The organism is Streptomyces sp. NRRL B-24085, assembly GCF_001282115.1.
Lineage (GTDB): Bacteria > Actinomycetota > Actinomycetes > Streptomycetales > Streptomycetaceae > Streptomyces.
In genome coordinates this window covers 1-6,536 of sequence record NZ_LJBR01000401.1, presented here as the reverse complement: position 1 = coordinate 6,536, position 6,536 = coordinate 1, and the positions used below count along the sequence as shown (strand labels likewise).

Annotated in this window: 6 protein-coding genes and 1 pseudogene; 6 read left to right on the top strand and 1 reads right to left on the bottom strand. The window is 71.0% G+C overall.

Going from position 1 to position 6,536, the window contains the following annotated elements; all coding sequences use genetic code 11:
• Window positions 1-624, bottom strand: a 624-nt coding sequence (locus AOJ26_RS34595) for an MFS transporter (RefSeq protein ID WP_234358745.1), incomplete at its 3' end; no start/stop codon positions are given.
• Window positions 625-862: 238 nt separating this feature from the next.
• Between AOJ26_RS34595 and AOJ26_RS34590 the strand changes: the two genes are divergently transcribed.
• The 6 genes and pseudogenes from AOJ26_RS34590 to AOJ26_RS34565 form a co-directional block, all read left to right on the top strand.
• The gene (locus AOJ26_RS34590) at window positions 863-1,822 is read left to right on the top strand and encodes a helix-turn-helix domain-containing protein (protein ID WP_234358744.1); all 960 of its coding nucleotides are present in this window, start codon (window positions 863-865) and stop codon (window positions 1,820-1,822) included.
• Window positions 1,823-1,948: 126 nt separating this feature from the next.
• The gene (locus AOJ26_RS34585; protein WP_053852323.1) at window positions 1,949-2,191 is read left to right on the top strand and encodes a hypothetical protein; all 243 of its coding nucleotides are present in this window, start codon (window positions 1,949-1,951) and stop codon (window positions 2,189-2,191) included.
• A 545-nt stretch (window positions 2,192-2,736) separates the two neighbouring features.
• Window positions 2,737-4,074 carry a gluconate:H+ symporter gene (locus tag AOJ26_RS34580; RefSeq protein ID WP_053852322.1) on the top strand — a complete coding sequence of 446 codons (1,338 nt, stop codon included), beginning with the start codon at window positions 2,737-2,739 and terminating at the stop codon, window positions 4,072-4,074.
• 199 nt (window positions 4,075-4,273) lie between these two features.
• A complete protein-coding gene (locus AOJ26_RS34575; protein ID WP_053852321.1) occupies window positions 4,274-5,602 on the top strand; it encodes an enolase C-terminal domain-like protein in 1,329 nt (442 codons plus the stop codon).
• 55 nt (window positions 5,603-5,657) lie between these two features.
• Window positions 5,658-5,951, top strand: a pseudogene (locus AOJ26_RS34570) (hypothetical protein); the annotation flags it as partial.
• A gap of 124 nt (window positions 5,952-6,075) precedes the next feature.
• Window positions 6,076-6,536 (top strand): TolB family protein (locus AOJ26_RS34565; protein ID WP_159044456.1); only part of this gene is annotated, 461 nt, incomplete at its 3' end.

The following is a 6,536-nucleotide window of genomic DNA, read 5'->3' as shown; positions in this document are numbered from 1 at the left end:
GCGCGGTGTGTCCTCGGTGGGGGCCGGGGGCTGGATGCGCAGCAGGGTCCGGCCCGCGACGGCGGTGACGAGCAGACCGGTCACGGTGAGCCCGAGGAGGTGCTGTGTGGGCGACAGGGCCCCGGCGACCAGCCCGCCGAGCCCGGCACCGAGCATGCCGCCCAGGCTGAAGGCCGCGTGGAAGCTCGGCATGATCGGCCGCCGCAGCGCGCCCACGAGATCGACGGCGGCACTGTTGAACGCGACGTTGATGCTGCCGTACGCGGCCCCGAAGACCAGCAGTACGGCACCGAGGGCGGGCGCGGAGTGGGTGAGCGGAGGCAGGGCGACGCTCAGGGAGAGCAGGACGGCGCAGACGACGGTGACCCGGTGGGTGCCGTAGCGGCGGCACAGCCGTCCCGTGAGCATCATGGTGATCACCGCGCCGGCCGAGACACCGAGGAGAGCGAGACCGAGGGCGCTGGCGGAGGCGCCGGTCTGCTCCTTGATCGCGGGAATACGGACGACCCACCCGGCGAAGACGAAGCCGTCGAGGGCGAAGAAGACGGTGAGGACGATACGGAGTCGGGTGAGGGAGTTGTCCGGCCCGGCGATACGTGTTCGCGTTTTGTTTATTAGCGGCACAAAATCAGCGTAGGCGCGCGCTCGATTGTGGGCAAGGGTGTTCGGGTGAGCGGTGGAGGGGCGCCAGGGGCGTCGCCATCGGATCTGCACGCTTCTGCATGTCAACTTCACCCGGTTACTCGTGAGTCGGGGGCGGGGGCGTTGGATGCTTGAGGTGATGGAACCGTCGGGCGGTTGGCGTTGATTCCGTCAGCTGCTCCGGTTCCTTCGGTTCCTCGGGGTGGAAGGAGCGCATCAAGTGGTTCTCGGCGCACGTGACGGCACGGCGGGGGCGAGGACGCGCGCGGGGACGGTGGGGGAGATCGGTGTCGTCGGTGCGGTCGAGGTCGCACGGCTCGGTGGGTTGTGGCGGGTGACCAGGCCCTGGCATCCGGGGTTGCGGCCGTACTTGCGCAGCTACGTCGGCTACTGGGAGGCGGTGGCCACACCGTACGAGGCCCGGCTGGTGCCGACCGGGCGCGCGACCTTGTTGATCAGCCTCGCGGAGCCGTTCACGCAGGTGCGGCGGCTGGGTGTGCGGGGCGGGGGAAGCGGGAGCATCGGGTCGCTGGTGGTGGGGCTGGAGGACCGGCCCGCGATCTGTACGCACCCCGGTGGCCAGGAGGCGATCCGGGTGGAGTTCACGCCCCTGGGCGCGTACCGGCTGTTCGGCATGCCGATGAGCGAGCTGACGAACCTGACCGTCGAGATCCGGGACGTCCTGGGGCCCGACGCCGGCGTGCTGGTGGAGCGGATGGCGGCCACACCGGACTGGGCCGCCAGGTTCGACCTGCTCGACGCGGCGCTGCTCGCCCGGCTCGAACACGGCCCGCGGCCCGCGCCCGAGGTGGGACACGCCTGGCACCTGCTCGCCGGCAGCGCGGGCGCGATCCCGATCGCTCGGATCGCCGATGAAGTGGGCTGGAGCCAGGGGTACTTGACCCGCCGGTTCACCCAGCAGGTCGGGCTCACCCCCAAGGCGTCCGCCCGGGTGCTGCGCTTCCGTCACGCCGTGGCGCTGCTGGGGCGCGGGGCGGCGAGCCTTGCCGAGATCTCCATGGCCTGCGGGTTCTACGACCAGGCCCATCTCAACCGGGAGTTCCGGGCCATCGCCGGGACCACGCCCGGACGGATGGTGGCCTCGCGCCGGGTGGAGGGGGCGGTGGCCCTCTCCGGGAGTGCAGATTCTTCCAAGACGGCACCAGTGGCGGGCCGATAGCGTCCCGCTGGCACAACCGACGGCCGGTCGGATGGCGCGGGGGACCGTCCGACCGGCCCGGGCACCATCGACTCGGGAACCGGATTGACGTACAACGGTGCACGGCCGCGCGGGAGTTCGTCCGCCGTGCAGAGTGGCGTGTGCCCGGAGCAACGGGCCGCAGAGGAGACGAGGGGCAGGCGCTCGATCGAGTTCGGCGCGGCCTGGTGCATCGGGGGCCTGCTCGTCGCCGTCGTCACGTTCGGGCAGGTCCAGGCCGGGGGCGTCTACGCCGTGGTGTGGGGCCCCTTGGCGTACGGCGTGTACCGGATCGTCGCCGGGCTTCGACTCGTCAGGAGGAGCCGGGGGGTTCCGCCGGCGGGGGAGTAGGGCGGGCGGAGGTCCTGGGTGTCCCAGGCCAGGATGCGGCCCTGGACACCCCCTGCTGGGCTGGGGAGAGCGGTCGGGGGCTCACCTGCTGGTTCATCTCTCCCTCTCGCTTCGCCTTCGAGTTCCGACTGGGTGATCGGGTCGCGGGCGGCGGACGGTTTCCTGGTGCCCGGGCGCAGCACGCCGAAGTGGTCGTCGACCACGTGGGCGCGGTGGGGGTTGTGGGCGATGAAGAGGAGCCCGAGCCCCCCGCCGCCGTCGGTGCGGCAAGTCGCCATCGCTGTGCGGCGAGCGGTTCGAGCACCGCCACGGTGCGGACCGCCGACTTGTGCTCGGGTGTGCGCCGGGCTGCGACATGGGGCGATCGCAAGGCGATTCCCGCTGACCCATTGACCGTCGGTGATCCATCCATCTAGCCTCCGTCCTCATATGTAGACGATGTTTTCGTATGAGGATAGCGTTCAACCGAGTGACTCCCCGGTGGCTTACCGGGTGCTCCGGTGAACTCGCCTCATCGGACCGCCAGTTCAAGGGAGAACTGACACATGCCGCTCGTCGTGGTCGGGATCAGCGTCCTCGTCCTGCTCTTTCTGATGACGAAGCTGAGACTGAACGGCTTCGCCGCCCTCCTCCTGGTCGCCGTGGGGGTCGCCCTGGTCCAGGGCATCGGCCTGGAGGACATCCCGGACGTCCTCTCCGAGGGGATCGGGGACCAGATCGGCGACACCATGCTCACCATCGGGCTCGGCGCCATGGTGGGCCGGGTGATGGGGGACTCCGGCGCCGCCCAACGGATCGCCGGCCGGCTCCTCGACGTGTGCGGTCCGCGCTGGGTGCAGGTCGCCATGGTGCTCTCCGCGATGCTGATCGGCGTGACCATGTTCTACGAGGTGGCCTTCGTCATCATCGTGCCGGTCGCCTTCACCCTCGTCCGGGTCACGCGGGCCAACCTGCTCTGGGTGGGTCTGCCGATGTCGATCGCCCTGTCCACCATGCACAGCTTCCTGCCTCCCCACCCGGGCCCCACGGCCGTCGCGGCCACTTTCCACGCCTCCGTCGGACTCACCCTGTTCTACGGCCTGTTCATCGCCGTCCCGGTCGGCGCGTTCATCGCGCTGCTGTGGCCGCGGCTGCCGTTCATCCGGCGGATGAACCCCGAGATCCCCAAAGGGCTGGTCAGCGAGCGGGTTTTCGAGGAGGAGGACATGCCCGGCATGGGCTGGTCGCTGGCGGTGGCCCTGCTGCCCGTCGTGCTGATCGCCGGTGCCGCGGTGACCGACCTCGCCACCTCGGGGGACAGCGCCGGACTGCACTTCGTCGCGTTCATCGGCTCCGCGCCCATCGCCCTGCTGCTCACCCTGCTCGTCGCCGTGTGGGTGTTCGGGCCGCGGATGGGGCGCAGCCTCGCGGAGGTCAGCACCTCGTGCAAGGAGGCCGCCCAGGCGATGGCGATGATCCTGCTGGTCATCGGGGCGGGCGGCGCCTTCAAGAACGTCCTGGTCGAGGGCGGCATATCCGACTACATCAAGGACGCGACCGACGGCTGGTCCGTCTCCCCGGTCATCCTGGCCTGGCTGATCGCGGCCATCCTGCGCATCGCCCTCGGCTCCGCGACCGTCGCCGTCGTCACCGCCTCCGGCGTGGCCCTGCCGCTGCTCGCGGGCGGTGGTGTCCACGCCGAGGTCATGGTGCTCGCCGTCTCCTGCGGGTCGATCGCGTTCTCGCACGTCAACGACCCGGGATTCTGGATGTTCAAGGAGTACTTCAACCTGTCCGTCATCGACGCGATCAAGGCGCGTACCACCTACACCACCGTCCTCGCGATCCTGGGCCTCGGCGGTGTACTGGTCCTGGAACAGGTGCTGGACGCCCTCAATGTCTGACGTCCGCGATGTACGGCGTCCTCGCTGTCCGGCGTCTCCGGTGTCCGACGTGCGCAAAGTCCGAGTCCGCGATCCCACGTCCGCGAGGTCTGACCTCCGTACACGCCTGCCGTCCTCGGCGTCTGTGCCTGCCGCCCCCTGCGTCCGACGCCCTCCGCTCTGACCTCCCCCAGACCCACCGGAAGGACACCGCCCCGCAATGAGCCAGCCCGTCGTCACGAAGTTCTCCGTCCACCCGGTGGCCGGCCGGGACTCCATGCTCCTCAACCTCTCCGGCGCCCACGCCCCCTTCTTCACCCGCAACGTCGTCGTCCTGGAGGACTCCGAGGGACGCACCGGCCTCGGTGAGGTGCCGGGCGGCGACCGCATCACCCAGACCCTGCGCGACGCCGAGAACCTGGTCGTCGGCGCCCGCGTCGGCGACTACAAGCGGGTGCTGCGGGCGATCCACGACACCTTCGCCGACCGCGACTCGGGCGGCCGCGGCGCCCAGACCTTCGATCTCCGCACCACCGTGCACGCGGTCACCGCCGTCGAGTCGGCGCTGCTGGACCTGCTCGGCCAGCACCTCGACGTCCCCGTCGCCGCCCTGCTGGGCGACGGCCAACAGCGCGCCGCCGTAAGGGTCCTGGGCTATCTCTTCTACGTCGGCGACCCGGACCGCACCGACCTCGACTACGTCCGTGAACCCGGCGCGGACGTCGAGTGGTACCGCGTTCGGCGCGAGGAGGCGCTGACCCCGGAGGCGATCGTCCGGCAGGCCGAGGCCACCTACGACCACTACGGCTTCCGTGACTTCAAGCTGAAGGGCGGTGTCCTGGCGGGCAGCGAGGAGGTGGAGGCCGTACGCGCCCTCAAGGAACGGTTCCCCGACGCGCGGATCACCCTCGACCCGAACGGCGCATGGTCCCTGCGCGAGGCGGTCGAGCTGTGCCGTCCGCTCGTCGGCACGCTCGCCTACGCCGAGGATCCCTGCGGTGCGGAAGGCGGTTACTCGGGCCGGGAGATCCTCGCCGAGTTCCGCCGTGCCACCGGGCTGCCCACCGCGACCAACATGATCGCCACGGACTGGCGGCAGTTGACCCACGCGCTCGCCCTTCAGTCGGTGTCGATCCCGCTCGCCGACCCGCACTTCTGGACCATGCAGGGATCGGTACGGGTCGCCCAGTTGTGCCACGCCATGGGCTTGACGTGGGGCTGCCACTCCAACAACCACTTCGACATCTCGCTGGCGATGATGACCCACTGCGGTGCCGCCGCCCCCGGCGAGTACAACGCCCTCGACACCCACTGGATCTGGCAGGAGGGCATGGAACGGCTCACCGTCGAACCGCAGCGGATCGTCGGCGGCGAGGTCGCCGTCCCGGACGCGCCCGGCCTCGGGGTCCGACTGGACATGGACCGGCTGCTCGCGGCGCAGGAACTGCACGAGAAGGTCGCCTCGTCGGGGCGGGACGACGCCGTGGGAATGCGGTACCTGGTCGAGGACTGGACCTTCGACGCCAAACGTCCCTGTCTCGTGCGCTGATCCGGGCGCTGGGGCAGCGTCAGCCCGGTCCACCATCACCTGGACCCTGGAGCGGGTCCGCTTCGGCGCCGACCGCAGCTGCATGACCGAGCGGACCGCTCTGCACGAGATCGCCCACACCATCGGCGTGAGCACCGGCCAGGGCTGGTCCTCCCTGGGCGGCAGCGGCACCTGGACCGGCGCCCAGGCCGGTGCCCTGGTCCGTCAGTACGACGGTTCCTCGGCCAAGTTGTCCACCGGCGGCGGGCACTTCTGGCCCTACGGCCTGAACTACGAGAACGAGTTCTCCGGTACGGCGGCCGACCGCCACGTGCGGATCGTCGCCGCGATGGTGCGTGACGGACTGTGAGCTGACGGGTTGATGTCCGGGGGCGAAAAACCGCCCCCGGACCCGGCGTCCGGGCGCAGGGCCGGTCCCCGCGGGGAAGGGCCCCTGTCGTCCGGCACCCCACCCGCGCGCACTGGAGGCTCCCTTGGACGTCCACGGCACACCCGACACTTACTGGCCCGGCCCGCTCTCCCGCCGCAGATTCCTCCAGGCCGCCGGTGTCACCGCCGGCGCCGTAGCGGCCGCCGGCCCGACCGCCTCGGCCGCTGCCTCCCGCCCGGCCACGCTCACCCTGACTGCCGCCACCGGCGGTTCCGCGACGCTCTCCCCGGCCGGCGACCGGCTGATCGCCGAAGTGCAGAACCTGCTCTGGTCGATCCCGCGCACCGGCGGCGCCGCGGTCCCGCTCACCCCGCCCGGCCTCGAACCCACCCGACCGCAGTTCTCGCCCGACGGCAGCCGCCTCGTGGTGTGCGCCTACCGCGGCGGCGGCTTCCACCTGTGGACGCTGCGGCCCGACGGCGGCGAGGTACGTCAACTCACCGACGGCCCCTGGGACGACCGCGGCCCCGCCTGGTCGCCGGACGGCACCCGGATCGCGTTCGC